Annotated in this window: 19 protein-coding genes and 1 pseudogene; 10 read left to right on the forward strand and 10 right to left on the reverse strand. The window is 70.4% G+C overall.

Translation table 11 applies throughout. The features are described from left to right. Positions 1-86 precede the first annotated feature (86 nt). Both ACIA8D_RS29800 and ACIA8D_RS29805 read right to left on the reverse strand, forming a co-directional pair. Positions 87-503 carry a 5-carboxymethyl-2-hydroxymuconate Delta-isomerase gene (locus ACIA8D_RS29800; protein WP_399237101.1) on the reverse strand — a complete coding sequence of 139 codons (417 nt, stop codon included), beginning with the start codon at positions 501-503 and terminating at the stop codon, positions 87-89. Positions 504-640: 137 nt separating this feature from the next. Next, the gene (locus tag ACIA8D_RS29805) at positions 641-2,005 is read right to left on the reverse strand and encodes an FAD-dependent oxidoreductase (protein ID WP_399237103.1); all 1,365 of its coding nucleotides are present in this window, start codon (positions 2,003-2,005) and stop codon (positions 641-643) included. Positions 2,006-2,257: 252 nt separating this feature from the next. On the opposite strand from ACIA8D_RS29805, the gene msrA reads away from it, so the two are divergent. The 4 genes from msrA to ACIA8D_RS29825 all read left to right on the forward strand — a co-directional run bounded on the left by msrA (position 2,258) and on the right by ACIA8D_RS29825 (position 5,410). Then, entirely contained in the window at positions 2,258-2,770 is a 513-nt protein-coding gene (msrA, locus tag ACIA8D_RS29810; protein ID WP_399237105.1) for a peptide-methionine (S)-S-oxide reductase MsrA, read from the forward strand. Between the two features lie 135 nt (positions 2,771-2,905). Continuing rightward, entirely contained in the window at positions 2,906-3,370 is a 465-nt protein-coding gene (locus tag ACIA8D_RS29815; protein WP_399237107.1) for a MarR family transcriptional regulator, read from the forward strand. Between the two features lie 59 nt (positions 3,371-3,429). Beyond that, the gene (locus ACIA8D_RS29820; RefSeq protein ID WP_399237109.1) at positions 3,430-5,157 is read left to right on the forward strand and encodes an MFS transporter; all 1,728 of its coding nucleotides are present in this window, start codon (positions 3,430-3,432) and stop codon (positions 5,155-5,157) included. A 70-nt stretch (positions 5,158-5,227) separates the two neighbouring features. Beyond that, positions 5,228-5,410 (forward strand): hypothetical protein, encoded by a 183-nt coding sequence (locus ACIA8D_RS29825; protein ID WP_399237111.1) that lies wholly within the window; start codon positions 5,228-5,230, stop codon positions 5,408-5,410. 31 nt (positions 5,411-5,441) lie between these two features. Here the strand turns inward: ACIA8D_RS29825 and ACIA8D_RS29830 are convergent, their stop codons facing one another. The 4 genes and pseudogenes from ACIA8D_RS29830 to ACIA8D_RS29845 form a co-directional block, all read right to left on the reverse strand. After that, positions 5,442-6,626 (reverse strand): MalY/PatB family protein, encoded by a 1,185-nt coding sequence (locus tag ACIA8D_RS29830; RefSeq protein ID WP_399237113.1) that lies wholly within the window; start codon positions 6,624-6,626, stop codon positions 5,442-5,444. A 3-nt stretch (positions 6,627-6,629) separates the two neighbouring features. Next, positions 6,630-8,225: a maltose/glucose-specific PTS transporter subunit IIBC gene (gene malX / locus ACIA8D_RS29835; protein WP_399237115.1), complete on the reverse strand. Its 1,596-nt coding sequence runs from the start codon at positions 8,223-8,225 to the stop codon at positions 6,630-6,632. A 227-nt stretch (positions 8,226-8,452) separates the two neighbouring features. Further along, a pseudogene (locus ACIA8D_RS29840) lies at positions 8,453-9,013 on the reverse strand (isochorismatase family cysteine hydrolase); the annotation flags it as partial. 7 nt (positions 9,014-9,020) lie between these two features. Further along, positions 9,021-9,989, reverse strand: a complete 969-nt coding sequence (locus tag ACIA8D_RS29845; RefSeq protein WP_399237117.1) for an LLM class F420-dependent oxidoreductase — start codon at positions 9,987-9,989, stop codon at positions 9,021-9,023. A 113-nt stretch (positions 9,990-10,102) separates the two neighbouring features. Between ACIA8D_RS29845 and ACIA8D_RS29850 the strand changes: the two genes are divergently transcribed. Next, entirely contained in the window at positions 10,103-10,696 is a 594-nt protein-coding gene (locus ACIA8D_RS29850) for a TetR/AcrR family transcriptional regulator (RefSeq protein ID WP_399237119.1), read from the forward strand. A 26-nt stretch (positions 10,697-10,722) separates the two neighbouring features. Next, on the forward strand, positions 10,723-11,961 hold the full coding sequence (locus ACIA8D_RS29855) for an NADH:flavin oxidoreductase (protein ID WP_399237121.1): 1,239 nt from the start codon (positions 10,723-10,725) through the stop codon (positions 11,959-11,961). Between the two features lie 30 nt (positions 11,962-11,991). Here the strand turns inward: ACIA8D_RS29855 and ACIA8D_RS29860 are convergent, their stop codons facing one another. From ACIA8D_RS29860 to ACIA8D_RS29870, 3 genes are all read right to left on the reverse strand, one after another. After that, the gene (locus ACIA8D_RS29860; RefSeq protein ID WP_399237123.1) at positions 11,992-12,645 is read right to left on the reverse strand and encodes a dihydrofolate reductase family protein; all 654 of its coding nucleotides are present in this window, start codon (positions 12,643-12,645) and stop codon (positions 11,992-11,994) included. Between the two features lie 78 nt (positions 12,646-12,723). Further along, positions 12,724-13,464, reverse strand: coding sequence for a hypothetical protein (locus tag ACIA8D_RS29865; RefSeq protein WP_399237125.1), 741 nt, complete (start codon positions 13,462-13,464; stop codon positions 12,724-12,726). A 151-nt stretch (positions 13,465-13,615) separates the two neighbouring features. Further along, positions 13,616-14,410, reverse strand: a complete 795-nt coding sequence (locus ACIA8D_RS29870) for an SAM-dependent methyltransferase (RefSeq protein ID WP_399237127.1) — start codon at positions 14,408-14,410, stop codon at positions 13,616-13,618. A gap of 275 nt (positions 14,411-14,685) precedes the next feature. Between ACIA8D_RS29870 and ACIA8D_RS29875 the strand changes: the two genes are divergently transcribed. From ACIA8D_RS29875 to ACIA8D_RS29885, 3 genes are all read left to right on the forward strand, one after another. Next, entirely contained in the window at positions 14,686-15,411 is a 726-nt protein-coding gene (locus ACIA8D_RS29875; protein WP_399237129.1) for a GntR family transcriptional regulator, read from the forward strand. Between the two features lie 58 nt (positions 15,412-15,469). Then, the gene (locus ACIA8D_RS29880; protein WP_399237131.1) at positions 15,470-16,231 is read left to right on the forward strand and encodes a sulfite exporter TauE/SafE family protein; all 762 of its coding nucleotides are present in this window, start codon (positions 15,470-15,472) and stop codon (positions 16,229-16,231) included. A gap of 85 nt (positions 16,232-16,316) precedes the next feature. Continuing rightward, positions 16,317-17,171 carry an aldo/keto reductase gene (locus ACIA8D_RS29885; protein ID WP_399237133.1) on the forward strand — a complete coding sequence of 285 codons (855 nt, stop codon included), beginning with the start codon at positions 16,317-16,319 and terminating at the stop codon, positions 17,169-17,171. A 12-nt stretch (positions 17,172-17,183) separates the two neighbouring features. On the opposite strand, the gene yicI is transcribed toward ACIA8D_RS29885, so the two are convergent. Next, entirely contained in the window at positions 17,184-19,406 is a 2,223-nt protein-coding gene (gene yicI, locus ACIA8D_RS29890) for an alpha-xylosidase (protein WP_399237135.1), read from the reverse strand. Between the two features lie 347 nt (positions 19,407-19,753). Between yicI and ACIA8D_RS29895 the strand changes: the two genes are divergently transcribed. Next, positions 19,754-21,019 carry an ABC transporter substrate-binding protein gene (locus ACIA8D_RS29895; RefSeq protein WP_399237137.1) on the forward strand — a complete coding sequence of 422 codons (1,266 nt, stop codon included), beginning with the start codon at positions 19,754-19,756 and terminating at the stop codon, positions 21,017-21,019. Positions 21,020-21,030: the final 11 nt, after the last annotated feature.

The raw sequence follows: 21,030 nt of genomic DNA on the forward strand, positions 1-21,030 counted from the left end.
ACGCTCCGCGTCGCCTCCCTCCTCCGCCTTGCGATCGCACGCACCAGGCCCCGCTCCCTGATCCGGCCTGATCCAAACGACAAGCCCTAGGCGGCCGGCCTGCACCCGTTCCGATCGGGGCGGGGACCCGTCCGCGCGCTGAACTCGCGGCGCGTCGGGTACAGGCTGTACGCCGCGAGGGGACGCACCTCCACCGAGCACACCACGTCGGCGCCGGAGCCCGCGCCCACCTGCTCCAGGAGCAGCGCCAGGATCCGCTGCGAAAGGCGCGTCATGGTCCGCTCGCTGCGCCCCGGGAGCAGGGCCACCTCCACGTGCACGACCGGCACGTCGTCGTGTTCGCTGCCGATCACGTACGTCTCCGTGGCGGCGCGGAAGAACGTCTTGCAGGTGCCGCGCGAGCCGGAGCCCTCGACGACCAGGGCGTGCAGTCGCGTGGCGAGGGCGCGCCGGTCGAGAGTGTCGGAGAGTCGGGGCGAGTAGTCGACGGTGATCTGAGGCACGGCGCCTCCGCGGCGGACAAGGTGAGTGGGTTTTACATCTACCTGAACGCCACTTTATCCCGTCGCCCGTCGTACCTCGAACCCGCGGGTACGGGTGAGGGCCCGGCCGGAACTCGGCCGGGCCCTCACCCGTGGTGTCACGCCTCGCTGGCGTCGAGCATCTCGTCGCGCTCCACGATCTTCACGCGCTCGCGGCCGTGGGGCTCGCCGAGCGCCTTCTCGGCGGCGTCCAGCTTGTACCAGCCGTCCCAGGTCGTGTACCGGATGCCGCGCTCACCGAGGAACTCCTCGACGGACTCCGGGCCGGGGGAGACCGGCGTCTGCAGGCGGCCCTCCGCGTGGTCGGCGAGCAGGTTCGCGACGGCCTCGTTGGCGTCGCCCTTGGTGTGCCCGATCAGGCCCACCGGGCCGCGCCGGATCCAGCCGGTCACGTACGTCGACTGCAGGTGCTCGCCGTTCTCCTGGATGACCCGGCCGCCCTCGTCCGGAACGGTGCCGGACTTGATGTCCCAGGGCAGCTTGGGCAGTTCGTCGGAGAGGTAGCCGACCGCGCGGTAGACGGCGCCGAGGTCCCAGTCGGTGAAGTTGCCGGTGCCCTTGACGTTGCCGGTGCCGTCCAGCTCCGTGCGCTCGGTGCGCAGGCCGACGACGCGGCCGTCCTCGCCGAGGATCTCGGTCGGGGACTCGAAGAAGTGCAGGAAAAGCTTGTGCGGGCGGTCGCCCTCGTCGCGGATCGCCCAGTTCTCCAGCGTCTTGGCGACCATGTCGGTCTGCTTCTCGCTGCGGCGGGCGGCGATCGAGCCCTCGTCGTAGTCGATGTCCTCGGGGTTGACGATGACCTCGATGGACGGAGAGTGGTCGAGCTCGCGCAGCTCCATGGGGCTGAACTTCGCCTGCGCGGGGCCACGACGGCCGAAGACGTGGACCTCCAGGGCCTTGTTGGCCTTCAGGCCCTCGTACACGTTGGCCGGGATCTCGGTGGGCAGCAGCTCGTCCGCCGTCTTCGCGAGCACGCGCGCGACGTCGAGCGCCACGTTGCCGACGCCGAGGACGGCGACCTTCTCGGCCTCCAGCGGCCACGTGCGCGGGACGTCGGGGTGGCCGTCGTACCAGGACACGAAGTCCGCGGCGCCGTAGGAGCCCTCGAGCTCGATGCCCGGGATGTCGAGCGCCCGGTCGGCCGTGGCGCCGGTGGAGAAGACGATCGCGTCGTAGAAGGCGCGCAGGTCGTCGAGGTCGATGTCGCGCGGGTAGTCGACGTTGCCGAACAGGCGGATCTGCGGCTTGTCGAGGACCTGGTGCAGGGCCTTGACGATGCCCTTGATGCGCGGGTGGTCGGGCGCGACGCCGTAGCGGATCAGGCCGAACGGGGCCGGCATGCGCTCGAAGAGGTCGATGGACACCCCCGGCTCGGAGGCCGCTTCGGACTTGAGCAGGGCGTCGGCGGCGTAGATGCCGGCGGGGCCGGCTCCGACGATGGCGACCCTCAGGGGGCGAGGCATGGTTCAGGTTCCCTTCGAGTGGTTCCCGTGGTCCGTACGTGCTGGTCGGGCCACGAGTGCTTGAGGGGAAGCCTAAAGTAAGGCAAGCCTTAGAAAGTAGGCGGGTCCGGTCTATGGGCACATAAGGCTGCCTTATGGGGGGCGATAGCTTTGCTTTAGGGGTTCGGCCTAAGCTGGAAGATCTGTGGGTCGCGGTCTGTTGGACCTGTTGGATCTGCTCGTCGTGTCATCAGGTAGCGCAGGGAGTGACGTATGTCGGAGGTAACCGAGAAGGCCGTCCTGGCGGGGGGCTGCTTCTGGGGAATGCAGGACTTGATCCGCAAGCGGCCGGGCGTGCTGTCGACGCGGGTGGGCTACTCCGGCGGTGACACCCCGAACGCCACGTACCGCAACCACGGCGACCACGCCGAGGCCATCGAGATCGTCTACGACCCCTCGGTGGTCACCTATCGGGACCTGCTGGAGTTCTTCTTCCAGGTTCACGACCCGACCACGAAGGACCGCCAGGGCAACGACCTGGGGCGCAGCTACCGGTCCGCGATCTATTTCGCGGACGACGCGCAGCGCCAGGTCGCCGTCGACACCATCGCGGACGTCGAGGCGAGCGGCCTGTGGCCCGGCAAGGTCGTGACCGAGGTGGAGCCGGTGGGCGACTTCTGGGAGGCGGAGCCGGAGCACCAGGACTACCTGGAGCGCTACCCCGAGGGCTACACCTGCCACTTCCCGCGCCCGAACTGGACGCTGCCGAAGCGGGCCGGCGCCTGAGCAACCGGATTGCGGGCACCGCTCCCTGTGGGGGAGCGGTGCCCGTTCTGCGTCCCCAGAGCTTGACATGTCCGGGGCGAAAGTAAAGCCTGGCGACTTCTTGATTCCGCGTACACGCAAATGCATGATGCCTACATGTATAAGCGGGTTATGGATCCCGGCGGCCCTTCCGCAGCTGCCCCGCGGGAGAGCCTCATCGTCTCCGTGGAGGAGCTGGTCCGCCACGTGCGCAGAAGCGCCGTCACCGGCGGTCTGAGCACCGCGGCCTCCGCCGCCCTCGCCCGGCTCGGCCGCGAAGGCCCCCAGCGCCTCACCGACCTCGCCCGCGCCGAAGGCGCCTCACAGCCGAACATGTCGCAACTCGTGAGCCGCCTGGAACGCGCGGGCCTCGTACGCCGCACCGCCGACCACAGCGACGGGCGGAGCGTCCTCGTCGACGTCACCGACAGCGGCATGGAGGTCTTCCGGCAGCGCAGGGCCGAACGGGACCAGGCCCTGAACGACCTGGTGGGGGAGTTGACGGAGGCCGAGCAGGCCGCCGTGCGGCTCGCCCTGCCGGCCCTCGCGCGCGTGATCCAGGAGCGGCACCGGCGCCCCTGACAGCACCGTGCGCACCCGCGTCGTCCCACTCGTCCATACGTCGCGAAAGAGAAGCACACATGAGTGCACCCACCGCGAAGACCGCGAGCCCCTTCAAGCAGCCCAAAGCCGTCTGGGCCGTCGCGTTCGCCTGCGTCATCTCGTTCATGGGCATCGGTCTCGTGGACCCGATCCTGCCCGCCCTGGCCGACAGCCTCCATGCCACGCCCAGCCAGGTGTCCCTGCTGTTCAGCAGCTATCTCATCGTCACCGCGGTCGCGATGCTCGTCGTCGGCTGGTTCTCCAGCCGGTTCGGCGCCAAGCGCACCCTCGTCATCGGCCTGAGCGTCATCGTGGTCTTCTCCGCGCTCGCCGGGGCCACCGGCTCCATCAACGGCATCGTGGGCTTCCGCGCCGGCTGGGGCCTCGGCAACGCCCTGTTCATCGCCACGTCCCTGGCCGTCATCGTCGCGTCGGCGAGCGGCGGATTCGGTGGCGCGATCATCCTCTACGAGACCGCGCTCGGCCTCGGTATAGCCGTCGGACCGCTGCTCGGCGGCGAGTTGGGGGCGATCAGCTGGCGCGGCCCGTTCTTCGGCGTCGCCGTCCTGATGGCCATCGCGCTGGTCGCCACCATCGCGTTCGTGCCCGATCTGCCCAGGCCGAAAAAGATCACGTCGCCGATCGCCCCGCTCAAGGCGCTTCGCCACCGCGGACTGCTGACCATGGGCATCATGGCGCTGCTCTACAACTGGGGCTTCTTCACGATGCTCGGGTACGCGCCGTACCCCATGGAGCTCGACGCCCACGAACTCGGCCTCGTCTTCACCGGCTGGGGACTCCTGGTCGCCCTGTTCAGCGTGTACTTCGCGCCGCGCCTCCAGGCGCGCCACGGCACCGCGGCCGTCCTGTACGCGAACCTGTTCTGCCTCGGCGTCGTCATGGCCGTCATCGCCGCCGGGGTCTCGACGCCCACCGTTGTGATCGTCGCCGTCATCGTCAGCGGCGCCTTCATCGGCATCAACAACACGCTCACCACGCAGGCCGTCATGCTGGTCTCACCGGTGGAGCGGCCCGTCGCCTCGTCCGCGTACGGCTTCCTCCGGTTCATCGGCGGCGGCCTCGCCCCGTACGTGGCCGGCAAGCTGGCCGACGCCATGGACCTGAGCGTGCCCTTCTACCTGGCCGCGCTCACCTTCCTCCTGGCCATCCCGGTCCTCGCCAGCGGCCACAAGCTGCTGCGCCGGGCCGAGGCGGACCTGGACGGGGGCGAGCCGGTGCTGCCGTCGCTCACGCCCGTGGGAGCCGTGGCCCGCGGCGCCGACCCGCGCGTCGTCGTCGCCGTCGGGGACCACGAGAGGGCGCCCGCCATCGTCGACGCGGCCGCCCGCCTCGCCCGGGACACCTCGAGCCCGCTGGAGGTCGTGCACGTCCGGCAGACCGCCGTGGTCGACGACCAGGCCGCCGACGCCGAGGACCTGGCCCAGGCCCGCGCCGCCGTGCAGGACCACCTCGACCGGCTCGCGGGCCAAGGGGTGGCCGCCACCGGGCAGATCCTGAACAGCGTCGGCGACCACGCCGCCGCCGGGCGTGTGCTGGCCCGGCACGCGGCGGAGGCCGGCGCCCGCGTCGTGGCCGTCGGGCACTCGCCGCGCGGCCCGCTCGCCCAGTTCGCCGACGGCAGCTTCACCACCGCGCTCACACACGCCTGCGCCTGCACGGTCGTTCTCGTCGGCACCGGCACGGACGCCCCGCCGCGCCCGCTGAACGCCGCGGTCCTGGCCGAACTGCGGGGCCCCGGGGCGTGATCCGCCGCCGCGTTTGATCCGGCGTGATTCGGTTAGGCGCCCGATCAGTTGACAACGGGGAGGTACGGGGATGTTCGGTCCACCGGGCGGACAGTGGGTGCGCACACGCACCGAGGAAGACACGAAAGCCTTCATCAAGGAGAAGGAACTCGAACAGGAACTCCGCGGTGAACCGGGGAGGGGCACCGCGATCCTGACCGGGATCGTGGCGCTGTTCCTCCTCGGCTGGCTCGTCTACGCACTCGTGCGCTGAGCCGATTCCCGGAGCCTGGGCACACGGGCTCTCAGCGGATCGCGCGGACGCCGTCGATGAGGGCGCTCATCCCGCGCTCCACCTTGGAGCGCGGGCTGCCCACATTGAGCCGCACATGCCCGCTCGCGCCGTACGCCGTGCCCGGCATGATCGCCACCCGCTGCCGCTCGACCAGCTCGCGCTGGAGCGCCTCCTCGTCGATGTCGAGGGGGCGCAGGTCGATCCAGGCGAGATACCCGGCCTCGGGTGGCGTCCAGCCGAGCTCGGGGAACGCCTGCGCCAGGCGTTCCGCCACGTAGGACAGGTTGCCGCGCAGGTACGTGCCGAGCGCGTCCAGCCACGCGCCGCCCTCCCGGTAGGCCGCGATGTGGCCGACCACCGAGAGCACCGCGGGGGACGACAGACCGTCGGCCTCCTTGAGGCGGTGCAGGTACCCGTCCCGGGAGTCGGGGTCCCCGATGATCCCGTAACTGCCGGTCAGTGCGGGGATGTTGAAGGACTTCGACGCGGACGTGACGACGGCCCAGCGGGTACCGGGGGCCGCGTGCAGCGTCCACGGGCGGTGCGCGGCAGGCGGGTGGACGAGATCCGAGTGGATCTCGTCGCTGATCACCGCCACACCGTGGCGCGCGCACAGCTGAGCCATGCGCTCCAGCTCGGCGGCCGTCCATACGTGACCGGTGGGGTTCTGCGGCGAGCACAGCAGCAGCACCGAGGTGTCGGGCAGCGCCAGCAGCCGCTCCAGCTCGGCCCAGTCGTCCAACGGACAGGTGAGCAGCCGCCGTTCGTGGGCGGTGACCGTCTTGGGGAAGGCGTCGTAGGTCGGTGAGTGCGTCACGACGCCGTCGCCGGGCCGCGACCACAGCCGCAGCAGCTGCCCGACCTGGTAGATGACGGACGGGCCGTAGACGATCGACGCCGGATCCACGGGGGCGCCGTGCCGGGCGCCGTACCAGTCCACGATCGCGGACAGGAAGTCCTCGTGGCGCCAGCGGGAGTAGCCGAGGACGCCGTGATCGAGGCGGGCGCGCAGCGCCGCCAGGACCTCGGGGGCCGTCTCGAAGTCCATGTCGGAGATCGTGAACGGCAGCAGGTCCGGCACGCCGAAACGGTCCTCGACGTAGTCCCACTGTGTGCACCAGGTGCCGTGCCGGTCGACGACGGTGTCGAAGTCGTACCCGGGGAAGGCAGGGGAGTCGGGGGAGGTGTGTCGCACGGCTCAGCCCACCGGGACCATCGTGGCGATGGCGTCCTTCACGGACTGCACCTGCGGGCCGATGACCACCTGCACGGTGTGCGCGTCGAGCTTCACGACGCCGACGGCGCCCAGCTTCTTCAGCCGCGGCTCGTCGACGCGTTCCGCGTCCTCGACGGTCAGCCGCAGTCGGGTGATGCAGTTGTCGAGCGAGGTGATGTTGTCCGCGCCCCCGATCGCGGCGAGGATCGCCACGGCGTCGTACTTCCCGGCGACCAGCTCACGCGGCGCACCGGACCCGTCCGCCTCCTCGGCGGGCTCCTCCTCCGCCGTCTCCTCCTCGCGGCCCGGCGTCTTGAGGTCGAAGCGCACGATGGCCCAGCGGAACAGGAAGTAGTACACGGCGAACCACACCGCCGCGATCACCGGCACCAGGTACCACTTGGTGGTCGTGCCTTGCAGGACGCCGAAGACGAGCCAGTCGATGACATTGCCGTCCGTGTTGCCGATGAACACCCCGAGGACGGCGGCGGCGAGGAAGCCGAGGCCGACGAGGACGGCGTGGAGGACGTACAGCCACGGCGCGATGAACAGGAACAGGAACTCCAGCGGCTCGGTGATGCCGCCGACGACACAGGCCACGACGCCGGAGACCAGCAGCGCCTTGATCTCGGGGCGCATGCTCTTGCGGGCGCAGTGGTACATCGCCAGCGCGGCGCCCGGCAGACCGCCGAGGTAGGCCGCCATCTTGCCCTGCGAGAGGAAGTGGGTGGCGTCGGTGACGGCGGCCGTGGGCGGCTTGGAGCAGTTGAGCTGCGCGTAGAACATGTTCAGCGCTCCGGAGACCTGGTCCCCGCACACCGCGCCGGAACCGCCGACGTCCGTGAAGCGGAACATGGCGACGAGGATGTGGTGCAGGCCCACCGGGCGCAGCAGCACCTCGCCCATGCCGAAGAAGAACGGCCCGAAGACCCCGGCGTGACCGATCGCACGGCCCAGATCGGTGATCCAGCCGTTGAACGTCGGCCACACCAGCGGGATGAGCAGACCGAGCACACTGAGCGTGAGCGCCGAGACGATCGGAACGAAGCGCAGGCCACCGAAGAAGGCCAGTGCGTCGGGCATCCGCTGCGTACGAAACCGCTGGTGAAGCAGGGTGACAACGATGCCAACGGCGACCGCGCCGAGGAGTCCCGTATCGATGGACTGGATGCCGATGACATCGGCGATGCCGTAGTGGGCGATGGCCTTCGCGTCGTCGAGGTCGACGCCCTTGGCGGTCAGGAAGAAGTTCACCGCGAGGTTCATCGCGGCGTAGCCGACGAAGCCGGAGAAGGCGGCTACGCCCTTGTCCTCGCGGGCGAGCCCGAGGGGGATGGCCATCGCGAACATCACGGGCAGGAACTGGAAGGCGACCTGGCCGGTGTTGGCCATCCACGTGAAGACCAGGTGGAAGCCCTGGCCCTGGAGGAAGGTCAGGTTGCCGGTGACGGCGTCGCTGGAGAGCGACGAGCCGATGCCGAGCATGATGCCGCAGAACGCGAGCAGCGCCACGGGGAGCATGAACGTCTTGCCGAGGCTCTGGAGGAACTCCCAGAGCGCGGCCTTGGTCTTCTGCATGGGAGGTGTGTCGTCTTTCGGACCTGAGCGGGAGGCGTGCGGAAGCCGGCCCACAGGGTCACGAGCCGACGCGAGCGGTCGGGTCACGTGCCACACACAGGGATCGCCCGCCGAGCAGCGTCGAGGGTGTCCGATCCGCCGCAACGGATGAGATCACAGCAGGTCGGGCCCTGTCTATGGTGTACGGCCCGACCCCTCGGCCGATCCGTTGCGGGGCCCTGGTCCGTGAACGTCACCTTCGAGGCCGGCACGATGTGCGCACCCATGTTGCGCCGCATCATGTCCAGGGCCGCGCTCGCGAGCTGCGGATGGATGGCGGCCACCGCGTCGTGCGGCACCGTGGTCCGCAGATGGCGGATGTGCGCGTCGAGCGCCGAGTTGAGCACGCACTGCTCGGTGACCTGGCCGCACAGCACGATGTGTCCGACGCCCAGCTCCCACAGCAGATACGCGAGCGGGGTCTCGTAGAAGATCGAGTGGCGGGCCTTGACGACGAAGAGGGAGTCCTCGTCGGGCCGCAGCGGCTCGACCAGATCGGAGTGCGGTCCGGCGAGCGCCGAGTCCACCAACTCGCCGTGGTGCGAGCGCCATTCGCCGAAGTTGTCGTTGACGTAGATCACCGGAACCTTGGCCGCGCGCGCCCGCTCCAGCAGTTCCACCACGGCCGGGACGATGGCGCGGGACGCGGGCAGCAGCAGCTCGGCGTCGTCGTGGTCGTAGGTGTTGATCATGTCGATCACGACGAGCGCCGAGCCCTCGGCGGGCGGGGCGGGCGTGCGCTCGGTCATCGCCGGCTCACCCGAAGGCCTCGCGCAGGGCGGGCAGCAGCTTCTCGGTGGACCACCGAAGGTAGCCGTCCTGCTGGTCGCCGCCGATCTGGACCAGCGCGAGAGAGGTGAATCCGGCGTCGGCGAAGGGACGCGCCGCCTTCACGAACTCCTCCACGTCGTCGCCGCAGGGGATCGACGCGGCGACGTCGTCCGGCCGCACGAACTGGGTCGCACCCTCGAACGAATCGGGGTGCGGCAGCTCGGAGTTGACCTTCCAGCCGCCGGCGAACCAGCGGAACTGGTCGTGCGCGCGGGCGACCGCGGCGCCTCGGTCGGGGTCGTAGGAGACGGGCAGCTGGCCGATGCGTGGCTTGCCCTCGCCGCCGTGCCGGTCGAAGGCGGCCAGGAGGTCCGCCTTGGGCTCGGTGGCGATGAGCAGATCGCCGAGGCGGCCCGCCAGCTCGCAGGACCGCTCGCCCGACACAGCGATGCCGATCGGTGGGACCGTCTCGGGCAGATCCCACAGGCGGGCCTTGTCGACGTCGTAGTGCCGGCCGTGATGGGTGACCTGCCCGCCCTCGAACAGGGCGCGGATGATCGTCACGGCCTCCTCGAACATCTCGTGCCGCACGGCCACCCCGGGCCAGCCGCGGCCCACCACGTGTTCGTTCAGGTTCTCCCCCGAACCGAGCCCGAGGCGGAAGCGGCCCTGCGACAGGAGCTGCACGGTCGCCGCCTTCTGCGCGACCACCGCCGGGTGGTAGCGGAAGGTCGGGCAGGTCACGTATGTCATGAGCGGCAGCCGCGACGTCGCCTGCGCGACGGCGCCGAGCACGCTCCAGGCGTACGGGGAGTGCCCCTGGGAGTGCAGCCAGGGGAAGGAGTGGTCGCTGGTCACCGAGAAGTCGAACCCGGCCTCCTCGGCCCCGACCGCATGGCCCACCAGCTCGCGCGGTCCCGCCTGCTCGGTCATCAAGGTGTATCCGATGTCCATGGACATCGCGTTCCCGATCAGAGCGATATCTAACAGTTTGTATGGTTCTGTTCGACCGGGAGAGTTTTCCATCACTGATTGAAAAGTGTGCCGTGCCGTGCTTTCCTGCGCGCATGCCCACCGACACCACGCGGGCGGCACTGCTCGACGCCGCCGAACGGCTCTTCCTCGCCAAGGGGTACGAGCAGGTGTCGGTGCGCGCGGTCAACGCCGCGGCGGGCATGAACCCGGCCGCCGTCCATTACCACTTCGGCACCAAGGAAGACCTGGTCGCCGCGCTGCTGCAGAGCCGGCTCGGACCGCTGTGGGCGGCGCCGCTCGCCGACGTGGAGCGCAGGACGGCCGACGGGACGGCGCCGCGTGTCGAGGAGTTCGTCGAGGTACTGGTGCGGCCGCTCGACGAGCTGACCCGGACCCCGCACGGCCGCATGCTGCTGCACCTGCTCGCCCGCGTCGTCCTGCGCCGCCGTGAACTCCCCTTCGACGAGCGGTGGTTCGGGCACGGTCCGTGGCGCGAGCTGCTGCGCGCCGCACGGCCGGACCTCTCCCGCACGGAGGCCGGGCACCGGCTGCGCATGACGTTCGACCTGCTGCTCCAGCTCTACGGGGAGCCGCAGTTGGCCACCGCCGAGCTGGGCGGCACGCCGCGTCCGCCGGCGGACACGGTCATCGCCTTCGTCGCGGCGGGCCTCGACGCCCGCCCCTGAACCGACAGTTGAGGAGTTGCACAGCCATGAGCACAGCCGACTCCACCCGCGACACCACCGGGCCCGCGCCCGATCTGCTCGCCCCCGCGCGCCTCGGACCCCTCACCCTCCGCAACCGCGTGATCAAGGCGGCCACCTTCGAAGGTGTCACTCGCGACGCCCTGGTCAGCGACGAACTCATCGAGTACCACCGCCGCCCCTCGGCCGGCGGCGTCGGCATGACGACCGTCGCGTACTGCGCCGTCGCCCCCGAGGGACGTACCGAACGCGACCAGATCCACATGCGGCCGGAGGCCGTGCCGGGACTGCGTCGACTCACCGACGCCGTGCACGCGGAGGGCGCCGCGATCTCCGCGCAGATCGGGCACGCGGGGCCCGTCGCCGACCCCGTCTCCAACGGCCTGCCCGCGCTCGCACCCAGCCGCTTCCTGAACCTGCAGTCCTTCCGCTTCGCCCGCCCGGCGACCCGCGAGGACATCGCGCGTGTCACCCGCGCCCACGCCCGCGCGGCCCGCACCGCCGTCGAGGCCGGATTCGACGCGGTGGAGATCCACCTCGGCCACAACTACTTCGCGAGCTCCTTCCTCAGCCCGAAGCTCAACAAGCGCAAGGACGAGTACGGCGGCACCCTCGCCAACCGGGCCAAGGTCGCCCGCGGCGTGGCACGCGCCGTCCGCGACGAGGTCGGCGACGAGATCGCGATCACCGCCAAGCTCAACATGGACGACGGCGTGTCCGGCGGCATCTGGCTCGACGAGAGCCTGCGCACCGCCGCCTGGCTGGAGGCCGACGGCAGCGTCGACGCCCTCGAACTGACCGCGGGCAGCTCCCTGCTCAATCCCATGTACCTGTTCCGCGGCGGCGCGCCCGTGCGCCAGTTCGCGGCGACCTTCCCCCAGCCCCAGCGGTTCGGGATCGAGCGCGTCGGCAAGAAGTTCATCCGTGCCTACCCCTACGAGGAGGCGTTCCTGCTGCCCTCGGCGCGCCAGTTCCGGGCCGCGCTGAAACTGCCGCTGATCCTGCTCGGCGGCATCGCGGACCGCGAGACCGCCGAACAGGCCGTGGCCGAGGGCTTCGAGTTCGTGGGGATGGGCCGCGCCCTACTGCGCGAGCCCGACCTGATCAACCGCTTCGTCGAGGACCGCGCCGCGGACCGGCCCACGCACTCGCTGTGCATCCACTGCAACCGCTGCATGCCCACCATCTACACGGGCACACGCTGCGTCCTGATCGAGCCGGAACCCTTCCACGCGCGGGGCCACTGAGCGCGTACGTGGCTCCCCGCGCGCCGGGCGTCACTTCCGCCAGAACAGGTGGTGTCGCACCGCGCCCGAAGGGCTCGGCACGACATCGAGGTGGAAGCGGTCCAACAGCTCGTCGGGGGAGTCCCAGAGCTTGGATCCTGAGCCGAGCGTGACACCGTCCGCGACCGCCACGTGCAGCGTGTCGACGAGGTCGGCCTCGAGGAATTCGCGCACGGTGGTGGCCCCGCCGCCGAGCCGGATGTCCTTGCCCTCGGCGGCCACCCTGGCCTGCTTGAGGACGGTGCCGGGATCGGCGTCGACGAAATGGAACGTGGTGTCCGAGAGGGTGATCGACGGGCGCGTGTGGTGGGTCATGACGAACACCGGGGTGTGGAACGGCGGCTCCTCGCCCCACCACCCGCGCCACTCGTGGTTCTGCCAGGGCCCGTGCTGGGGCCCGAACTTTCCGCGCCCCATGATCTCGGCGCCGATGTTGTTCGAGAAGTCCCGCGTCAGATAGTCGTCGATGCCGCGGGAGCCTCCCGGATCCGTGCGATTGGGCCAGCTCGCCGTGGCCCCGGCCCAGGCGAACATCTGCCCGGGGTCGGCGTGGCCGAACGGCCGCTCCAGGCTCTGGCCCTGACCGGCGCCGAACCCGTCCGCGGACACGTTGAAATTCTGGACCTTCAGCAGTTGCTGTTTCACGGGGCTCCTCCTGCGTGATCGACAACTGTGAGACTGCCACGGCGAACGAGACTCATCGCGCAGGCGCCGGACGGGGTGTCACGCGGCGCCGCCCTTCGCCCCGGCCTTGCTCTCCACCGCCTTGTCCGCTCCGGCCTTGGCGTCCGCCCCGGTCTTGGTGTCGGCGGCGTCCTTGGCCGGCGCGTCGGTGCCGGGCGAGGCGACGTAGAACACCGAACGCTGCTGCCGGGTGCGCTCGGCGCGGGCCTTGGCGACCAGGGCCTCCAGCGTGTTGCGGACGACCTTGGTGCTGAACTCCCGCTTGGGGTGCGCTTTCTGCAGCGTCGACGTGATCTCGGCGGCCGAGCGCGGGCTGGACTCGGAGTCCAGCTGGGCCACGATCAGCTCGACGAGCGTCGAGCCCTGCGGCGCGGACTTCTCGGCGGCGGGCGCGCTGGGCTTGGTGGCCGCCGCGGCCTTGGCGGGCTTCGCGGGCTTGGCCGCCTTGGCGGGGGCCGCGGCGCTCTCGCGGGTCTTCCTGGCCGGTGCGGGCTTCGCGGCCGTCGTGTCCCGCGACTTCTGGCGCGGCACCTTGCCCGCCGACTTGCCTGCCGCCTTTTCGGGGGCGGGCACCGGCAGGGGCGGCAGGTCGCCGCTGCCGATGGACTTGAGCATGCTCTCCAGGAGCGTGCGATTCTCTTCGAGGGTGCCCAACTCGGCCTGCAGTGCGGTGATTTCCTCGCTGATCCGCTTCAACTCGCTCTCGTTGTGCGCGATGTCGTCCCGGATCCGGTCGGCGTAACGGGCCTTGAGCTCGGTCTGAGGAGTGGTGTCCGACATGGTGGCTCGCTTTCGTGGCAAGGAGTGATCTGTCGGTGTGTGTACGTGTGTGCTGTAGGGCCGGATGGTACTCACACGGGTGCCCATCGCGTGGCACGTCAGCACAGATCGGTCACCTTTTACGGTAGGGGAGTTGGCGCGTTGACGCCCGCTAGGGCTTGCGTCCGATGCCACCGAAGCTGCTGACGGGCTCCGGGAGTTCACCCTCGCCGGCCTCGGCACGCCACTGGGAAACCGAGGTCAGACCCGGTTCGACGAGCTCAAGTCCCGTGAAGAAACGGCCGATCTGCTCGGGGGTGCGATTGGTCCGCGGGTTGTCACTGGTGCTGTTCCACTGCTCGACCATCGCACGGGTGGCCTCGGGGTGGTACACCTCGGTGCTGTCGCACAGCACCAGGTGACTGCCGCCGGGCAGCGCGCTCTTGAGCTCCTCGACGATCGTGTAGGCGTGGTCGTCGGTGACATGGGCGACGACCCCGAGCAGCATCAGGGCCACGGGGCGGCTGAAGTCCAGCGTGTCCGCGGCCTGTCGGAGGATGTCGGCGGGGTCGGTCAGGTCGGCCTCGATGTAGGCGGTGGCTCCCTGTGCGGTGCTGGTCAGCAGGGCCTCCGCGTGCCGCAGCACGACCGGGTCGTGGTCGACGTAGACGATGCGAGCCGTGGGGTCGTGGCGCTGCGCCACGTCGTGGGTGTTGTCGATGGTGGGCAGCCCGGTGCCGATGTCGAGGAACTGGTCGATGCCCACGTCCCGCACGAGGTGGGAAACGGTCCGGGCGAGGAAGGCGCGCTGGGCGCGAGCCACGTGCACGATCTCCGCGTTGACCTGCTGAATGGCGTCACCGACCTGGCGGTCGACCTCGTAACAGTCCTTGCCGCCGAGCCAGTAGTTCCAGATGCGGGCCGAATGCGGTGCGTCACTGTCGATCAGCGGACGGTCCTGGGGCACGAGTCGCTCCGAAGGGTCGATGGTTCGCCGGGGATCACTGGTCAACCAGGGTATTCCATACGGCAGTTGATACGTCGTGGTGGTGTCGGGTGAAGGGGTGGGTGGAGCGGCGGGTGTGTCGATGCGGTGACCCCGGCGAACCGGCGTTGCCGCCGCCCGGCTCCGCTCCGCCGCAGGTCAGGAGTTTGTGCAGGTCGGATGGGGTGGCGTAACACCCGCGAAACACGCGAGGGCGTACGGTCTGCCGTCACATGCACCACACGGAAGGGACGGGCATGGAAGACCGTGACGGACCGCGGGCCGACCGGGCACGCCGCGTCGCCGACGTGCTGCGCCAGGGAATCGTCGACGGGGCGTACGAGGGTGTGCTGCCGGACGAGCGGAGCCTCGGCCGCTCGCTCGGAGCCACCCGCAACGCCGTGCGCGAGGCACTGAACATGCTGCGGGACGAGGGGGTCGTGACGCGGCGGCGCGGCATCGGCACCCTCGTGACCGGCCACAAGGCCGGGCACGGGCTCTCCCGACTGGTGGGCCTTGCCGAGGAGTTGACCGCGTACGGCACGGTCACCAACGAGGTGCGCGAGGCGCGTGTCGTGCCGCACGCGCCACCCGCGATCACACGACGGCTCGACCTCCCGGAGCGCTCCGAGGCGGTCTACATCGAGCGCCTGAGATCGCTCGACGCGGACCCGCTCTCCCTGGACTCGACCTGGCTCGCCCCCGACATCGGCCGCCCGCTGCTCGACCGCCACCTGGCGGGACGCGATCTGTTCGCGCTCATCGAGGAGACCAGCGGCACACGGCTCGGCAGCGCCGAGGTGACTGTGCACGCCGTCACCGCCGACCCGGACACCGCGTGCCTGCTGGACGTGGCGGAGGGCGCCGCGCTCTTCACCATCGACCGGCTGACCAGGCTCGCGGACGGACGCCCGGTCGACGCCGAGTCACTGCGGGTGCGCGCCGACCGGTTCGCCCTGCGGGCCGTCCTGCCGAGGGACTGAAGGAGCCGAACGTGCGGAGCCGACGACGAAGAGACCGGCAGGGCGGGCGGGAGCGCACATGACCCTGGACACCACACACCTCGTCCTCCTGGCGGTGGCCGGGCTGCTCGGCGGCATCGGGATCACCGCCATCGGACCCGGCGGCGTGCTGCCCACCATCGGCCTGTTCCTGTTCTCCGGCCTCACGCCCTCGGGCGTGGCCGGCACCGCCATCGTCACCCACGTCGCCACGGGCCTGCTCGGCACGGCGGCGTACGCCCGCTCGGGACAGCTCCGCGACCCCGGCACCCGGCGCTGCGCCGCCGTGCTCGCCGGCGCCGCCCTCGTGGGGGCACCGCTGGGCGTGCTGTGCAACACCCTGGTCGCGGGGCGCGGCTTCGGGATCCTGCTGGCCTGCGCCGTCGTCGTCACCGGCATCCTCGTGTGGGTGCGCGACCGGCGCGCCGGGGACGGCGCGGAGCGCGCGCACATCCCGCTGGGCCGCACCGCGTTGATCGGTGTCGTCGTCGCGATCGTGGCGGGCCTGTTCGGGCTCGGTGGTCCCATGCTGAGCGTGCCGCTGCTCGTGGTGGCCGGCCTTCCGGTGCTGTCGTCGCTGGCCGCCGCCCAGGCCCAGTCGATCGTGATCGCGAGCGTGGGCACGGTGGCGTACGTGGCGCACGGGGCCGTCGACTGGCGGCTCGCGGCCCTCGTGGGCGTGCCGGAGCTGGTCGGCGTGCTCATCGGCTGGCGCATCGCACACGCCCTGCCGGCCCGCCGCCTGAAGTACGCGATGGTGGCCTTCCTCCTGGCGTCGGCGCCGTTCCTGGCCCTGCACTGAGCCCCCGGCGGCCCGCCCGCACCACACCGTGCACGGTCAACTGCCCTGTTAACGGTGCCGTGTTGACCGAGGGGTGGAGGGGCGGATGACATCGAGCACGTTTCGCATCGGCGGGGACCTGGGCGTACGGCGGCTCGGGTTCGGGGCCATGCACCTGCCGACCGAGCCGGAGCCCGCCCGGGAGAACTCCGTCGCGGTCGCCCGGCGGGCCGTCGAACTGGGCGTGACGCTGATTGACACCGCGCACAAGTACGGCGGCGGAGCCAATGAGGAACTCCTCGCCGAGGCCCTGTACCCGTACCCGGAAGACCTCCTCGTCACGACGAAGGTCGGCATCGCGCGGTCGAGTCCCGGGGAGGAGTGGCGGCTCGACGGGCGCCCGGCCGTGCTGCGCGAGCAGGTCGAACAGGCGCTGCGCCAGCTGCGTGTCGAACGGATCGAGCTGCTCCAGCTGCACCGGATCGATCCGGCGACACCGCTCGCCGACCAGCTCGGCACGCTGCGGGACCTGCGCAGCGAGGGAAAGATCGGCCGGATCGGGCTGTCCGAGGTCACCGTCGACGAACTCGAACAGGCCCGGCGGATCGTCGACATCGCGAGTGTCCAGAACCGCTACAACCTGCTCGACCGCGAACACGAGCCGGTCCTCGTCGCCTGCGAGGCGGCCGGGATCGCGTTCCTGCCCTGGCGACCCGTCGCGTGGGGGAAGTCCGGAGCGGAGACGGACATCGCCGCCGTCGCGAAGGCGCTTGACGCCACGTCAACGCAGGTCGCGCTCGCCTGGCTGCTCGGCCACTCACCGGCCGTCCTCCCGATCCCCGGCACCGCCAGGATCGAGCACCTGGAGGAGAACCTCGCCGCGGACGGTCTGCACCGGGACCCCGAGCACCGCGACCTGCTCGACCGGCTGGCCGTTCCGGGAGCGCCCCCCGCGTCCTGACCGCCGCTTCGCTCAGAGTTCCCGAAGCGTCACCTCTCCGTCGCCCGCCTCGACCGTCGCCCGTCCCGTCGCCGCGTCGCGCACCACCCGGTACGTGGTGGCGACACCTCCGTGCGGATCGGGCACCGTCACCGTCACATCCGTCGCGTCCGGGGTGGTGAGCAGCGTGAGTCCGGTGAGCCAGTCGCCGTCCGGGCGCGACGTGTCCGCGCCCATCGGCAGCACCGCGCCCGGACGTACGTACAGCGGCAGGCTGTCGAAGCCGTGCCGTTCGCGGCGCCAGGCCGGGCCCTCGACCCGCTCGCCGGTCAGGAGATGGGTCCATGTGCCCTCGGGGACGTAGAACTCGACGTCGCCGTCCTCGCAGAACACCGGCGCCACCAGGAGGTCCGGGCCGAGCATGTACTGACGGTCGAGTGCGCGCGCCGTGGGGTCGTCGGGGAAGTCGAGCAGCATCGGGCGCATCAGCGGCACGCCCGTCGTGTGCGCCTCGACAGCGGCCCCGTACAGGTAGGGCATCAGGCGGTGCTTGAGGCGGGTGAACCGGCCCGCCACGTCGACCGCCTCGTCGCCGAACTCCCACGGCACCCGGTACGAGGACGAGCCGTGCAGGCGGCTGTGCGAGGAGAGGAGCCCGAAGGCCAGCCAGCGTTTGAAGACCGCCGCGTCCGGGGTGCCCTCGAAGCCGCCGATGTCGTGCGACCAGAAGCCGAAGCCGGACAGGGACAGCGACAGACCGCCGCGCAGCGACTCCGCCATCGCACCGAACGACGAGAAACAGTCGCCGCCCCAGTGCACCGGGAACTGCTGCCCGCCCGCGGTGGCCGAGCGGGCGAACAGCACGGACTCGCCGCGGCCGCGTTCCTTCTCCAGGAGGCCGAAGACGACCTGGTTGTACAGGTGCGTGTAGTAGTTGTGCATGCGCTCGGGGTCGGAGCCGTCGTGCCACACGACATCGGTGGGGATGCGCTCGCCGAAGTCCGTCTTGAAGCAGTCGACGCCCTGGTCGAGCAGCACCTTGAGCTTGGCGGCGAACCAGGCGCACGCCCGCGGGTTCGTGAAGTCGACGAGCGCCATGCCCGCCTGCCACAGGTCCCACTGCCAGATGTCGCCGTCTGCCCGCTTCACCAAGTAGCCGTGTGCCGCGGCCTCTTCGAACAGGGCCGACTTCTGGGCGATGTACGGGTTGATCCACACCGAGATGCGCAGCCCGCGCTCCTTGAGGCGGGCCAGCATGCCCACCGGATCGGGGAAGACCGCGGGGTCCCACTCGAAGTCCGACCACCGGTACTCGCGCATCCAGAAGCAGTCGAAGTGGAAGACGCTCAGCGGGATGTCGCGCTCCGCCATGCCGTCGACGAACGACGTCACCGTCTCCTCGTCGTACTGCGTCGTGAACGACGTCGTCAGCCACAGGCCGAACGACCACGCGGGCGGCAGCGCGGGGCGGCCGGTGAGCGCGGTGTAGCGGCGCAGCACGTCCTTCGGGGTGGGGCCCGCGACGACGTAGTACTCCAGCGACTGGTCCTCGACGCTGAACTGCATCTGGCCGACCGACTCCGAGCCGATCTCGTAGCTGACCCGGCCGGGGTGCGCGACGAACACGCCGTAGGCGCCCGCGGGGGAGACGTGCAGGCTGAACGGGACGTTCTTGTACGCCTGTTCGCTGCTCGTGCCGCCGTCGGCCTGCCACATGTCGACGACCTGGCCGTTCCTGACGAACGGGGTGAAGCGCTCGCCGAGGCCGTAGACCTGCTCGCCGACGCCGAGTGACAGCTGGGCGGCCATGTGGTGCGCGCCGTCGCCGGTCCGGAAGAAGGCGGCGCCCTTGCGGCCCGACGAGGTGACTTCACGCCCGTCGGCGTCGCGGAAGGACAACTGCCAGGGCGCGGCCTCGTCGAGGCACACGGTCAGGGCGCCGCTGGACAGCTCGACGCGGGTGTCGTCGCGGCGCACCGTGCCCGTGCCGGTGTTCTCGCCCGGCAGCCGGAAGTCGGGCCCCGGGTGGCGCTTTCCCGCGTGGTGAGTGACGCGGACGCCGATGACGCCCTCGGCGGGGGTGAAGCAGTCGACGGTCAGCAAGGGGGAGTTGAGCGTGTCCCCGCGCCGCTCGATCCGCTTGACCGCGGCGAACGCGGTGAAGCGGTCGGCGTCGACGCGGAGGTCGCGGACCTCGGTGGCGTACGAGGCCTCGACCCCGTCGCGCATCAGCCAGAAGCCGTCGGTGAACTTCATCATCTTCCTCTGGGTGGGCAAGGTGCGGGGGCAAGGAGGTGTCGGTACACCGCATTTGAGCTCAAGGGCATCGAAAGATCAAGAGGCCGGGACCAGGAATCGTCGAAGCGCTTCGATTCACGCGTCGACACGTGAACAACGGGGCGTAGCGGGCCGTGCACGAGCGATGAAGTCGTACGCAAGGTCTGGTGTCGAAGCGCTTGATGACGTATTAGTCATGGCAGAAAACAAAAACGCGCTCTGCGTGTGCGGCGCGGGCCGGAGCCGTACCGCGCGAAGCGAACACCTCGCCGGGACACGGGAGTTCCGTCGGGGCCGGCCACCCCTTCAAGGCTTGGGTATCCACCGTGACAGCAGCACTTCCACCGGACGGGCCGCGCCCCCGGCGCGGACGCCGCGGCCGAAGCACCACCGCGGCACTCACCGCCTGCTCCGCCCTCGTCGCCGGCGCGGCGCTCACCGGCTGCGGCGCGGGCCGCGACCCCGGTGTGTTCACCGTCCTCAACTCCTCGACCGACGCCTCGTACCACGGCTGGGACGCCACCACGCTGAAGCGTTGCGGTACGAAGCTGGGCCTCACGATCGAGCAGCAGAGCGTGCCCGCCGCGCAGGTCATGCAGAAGTCGCTGCGCATGGCGTCGTCGAAGTCGCTCCCGGACGTCATCCAGTTCGACGCCTCCGAGATGCCGACGTTCGCGCAGGCGGGCGGCCTGGTCGACCTGCGCTCGCTGGGCCTGTCCACGAAGGACGTCCCGCAGGGCATCGTCGACTTCGGCTCCTACAAGGGGACGTACTACGGGGCCGCGCGCACGGTGAACACCCTCGCCCTCTTCTACAACAAGGACATCCTCAAGAAGGCCGGGCTCGACGTGCCCACCACCTGGCAGGAGATGCGGGAGAGCGCCGAGAAGCTCACCCAGGGCGGCCAGTACGGCATCGCGCTGAGCGCAGGCGGCGCGGAGGACGGTGTCTTCCAGTTCGCGCCGTTCATGTGGTCCAACGGCGGCGACGAGACGAATCTCGCCTCACCCAGGGTCGCGGGCGCCCTCGACTACTGGAAGGGCCTCATCAAGGACGGCTCGCTGTCCAGGTCGACCGTCAACTGGACGCAGGCCGACGTCAACGACCAGTTCATGGCCGGCAACGCCGCGATGATGATCAACGGCCCGTGGCAGGTGGAGACACTGAACACCAAGAAGAACCTGCACTGGGGCATCGCGCGGATCCCGGTCCCCAAGAGCGGCATGAAGTCCGTCGGCCCCCTCGGCGGCGCCGTCCTCACCGTGCCGAAGACCGAGGACACCGGGCGCCAGAAGACCGCGGCGAAGATCATCCGCTGTATGTCCTCCGCGCGCGAGCAGATCACGTACGCCCGCAACAGCTGGATGGTCCCGGCCAACGAGAAGGCCGCCGCGACCTGGCGCGAGGAAGTGCCCGAACTCGACGCGCTCGCCGACCAGGTGGCCACCGCCCGCTCGCGCACCGCGAAGGTCGGAGCGCGCTGGTCGTCCGTGTCCCTCGCCCTGCAGAGCGCCTTCCAGTCGGCGCTGACCGGACAGTCCAGCGAGGCCGCGCTGAAGAAGGCGCAGAGCCGCGCCACGAGCGGGAACTGAGGGGGACTCAC

This window comes from Streptomyces sp. NPDC051684, assembly GCF_044453445.1.
Lineage (GTDB): Bacteria > Actinomycetota > Actinomycetes > Streptomycetales > Streptomycetaceae > Streptomyces.

Excerpts from the sequence above, each read along its gene's own strand:
- yicI (WP_399237135.1), bottom strand. The coding sequence starts at position 19,406 with ATGAAGTTCACCGACGGCTTCTGGCTGATGCGCGACGGGGTCGAGGCC.
- ACIA8D_RS29815 (WP_399237107.1), top strand. The coding sequence starts at position 2,906 with ATGTATAAGCGGGTTATGGATCCCGGCGGCCCTTCCGCAGCTGCCCCG.
- malX (WP_399237115.1), bottom strand. The coding sequence starts at position 8,225 with ATGCAGAAGACCAAGGCCGCGCTCTGGGAGTTCCTCCAGAGCCTCGGC.
- ACIA8D_RS29820 (WP_399237109.1), top strand. The coding sequence starts at position 3,430 with ATGAGTGCACCCACCGCGAAGACCGCGAGCCCCTTCAAGCAGCCCAAA.
- ACIA8D_RS29825 (WP_399237111.1), top strand. The coding sequence starts at position 5,228 with ATGTTCGGTCCACCGGGCGGACAGTGGGTGCGCACACGCACCGAGGAA.
- ACIA8D_RS29875 (WP_399237129.1), top strand. The coding sequence starts at position 14,686 with ATGGAAGACCGTGACGGACCGCGGGCCGACCGGGCACGCCGCGTCGCC.
- ACIA8D_RS29805 (WP_399237103.1), bottom strand. The coding sequence starts at position 2,005 with ATGCCTCGCCCCCTGAGGGTCGCCATCGTCGGAGCCGGCCCCGCCGGC.
- ACIA8D_RS29855 (WP_399237121.1), top strand. The coding sequence starts at position 10,723 with ATGAGCACAGCCGACTCCACCCGCGACACCACCGGGCCCGCGCCCGAT.
- msrA (WP_399237105.1), top strand. The coding sequence starts at position 2,258 with ATGTCGGAGGTAACCGAGAAGGCCGTCCTGGCGGGGGGCTGCTTCTGG.
- ACIA8D_RS29845 (WP_399237117.1), bottom strand. The coding sequence starts at position 9,989 with ATGGACATCGGATACACCTTGATGACCGAGCAGGCGGGACCGCGCGAG.
- ACIA8D_RS29850 (WP_399237119.1), top strand. The coding sequence starts at position 10,103 with ATGCCCACCGACACCACGCGGGCGGCACTGCTCGACGCCGCCGAACGG.
- ACIA8D_RS29885 (WP_399237133.1), top strand. The coding sequence starts at position 16,317 with ATGACATCGAGCACGTTTCGCATCGGCGGGGACCTGGGCGTACGGCGG.
- ACIA8D_RS29880 (WP_399237131.1), top strand. The coding sequence starts at position 15,470 with ATGACCCTGGACACCACACACCTCGTCCTCCTGGCGGTGGCCGGGCTG.
- ACIA8D_RS29865 (WP_399237125.1), bottom strand. The coding sequence starts at position 13,464 with ATGTCGGACACCACTCCTCAGACCGAGCTCAAGGCCCGTTACGCCGAC.